Below are 1,259 nucleotides of genomic sequence, written 5' to 3'. Positions count from 1 at the left end.
TGATTACAACAGGGGCAATGACAAAGTCACATTTACGGATGTGAATGCGACGGATGTCGTTCTCTCGCGGATTCATAATGACGTCATTTTCACGCTGCCGAGTGGTGAAACGATCACGTTGATCCACCAACTGAACACAGATACGCGGAACTCATTGGAATCCTTTGAGTTCGCCGATGGCGAAATCTGGAACCAGGCGCAGATGCGCAACCGCCTGATGCACGATATGAAAGCAACGGGCGAGGTCATCGGGACCGAGAACGATGAGTTTTATACCCACGCGGCTGGTGATGGCTCATATTCAATCACAGACTATGATTACCATCGTGGCGCAGATCGTCTGACCTTCTCTGATCTGAACGAGACAGATGTCACGCTCAGCAGGGATGGTAACAGCGTTGTTTTTGAAACCTCTGGTGGTGAGCAGATCACCCTGAACAGTCAGCTCGACGGAGATTCCCGGCGTTCTATCGAAACCTTCGAGTTCGCAAACGGAACGACTTGGGATCAGGCCGATCTGCGGTCTCGCCTGATGGACGATATGAAAGCCGGTGGGGCAGTCATTGGTACTGAGTTCGACGAGCGATATGTTCATCGCGCAGCGGATGGCTCCTACACGATCACGGACTATGACTATCATCGCGGTGATGATGTCCTGGTCTTTGCCGATCATGCGCGTTCGCAAGTTTCTGCAAAGCGGGACGGCGCAAACGCTGTATTTACCGTCGCAGGTGGTGCGACGGTCACAATCCTTGGGCAGTTCAATACAGATTTGCGGAATTCCGTTGAAAGTATCGAGTTCGACGATGGCACGATCTGGGACTTCAACGCTCTCCTGAATGGGATTGCCCATGACATGAAGGCAACCGGCAGCGTTGTTGGCAGCGTCTGGTCCGAAACCTTCCGCCATACACTTGGCGATGGATCGTATTCGATCACCGGGCCACAAAATCTGAGTGGTCACGCGGATCGCCTGATCTTTACAGATGCCACATCAGATCAGGCAATTGTCACGCAAGACGGGAACAACGCGGTTATTTCGCTTTCAAACGGTGAAACGATCACGCTCATTGGTCAGTTTGCTGAGAACCCGGCCTGGACAGTACCCACAGTGGAGTTTGCCGACGGGGTGATCTTCAATGATCTGCGAGAACTGGAACCAGTAGATGACGGGGCCATCGAAGGTGGTGATGCCACAGATGTCGTTTCAGGGTCGGGTGGCAGCGATATCCTGCGAGGCCTTGCTGGTAATGATGTTT

Annotated in this window: 1 protein-coding gene; it reads left to right on the top strand. The window is 52.7% G+C overall.

Translation table 11 applies throughout. The features are described from left to right. On the top strand, positions 1-1,259 hold a 1,259-nt coding region (locus tag FGE21_RS19810), incomplete at both ends, for a calcium-binding protein (RefSeq protein ID WP_139665116.1).

The sequence above is a fragment of the Phaeobacter sp. B1627 genome (genome assembly GCF_006265095.1).
Taxonomy (GTDB): domain Bacteria; phylum Pseudomonadota; class Alphaproteobacteria; order Rhodobacterales; family Rhodobacteraceae; genus Epibacterium.
Note: the sequence above shows the minus strand (reverse complement) of the source record. Positions and strands in the feature narration are given on the sequence as shown.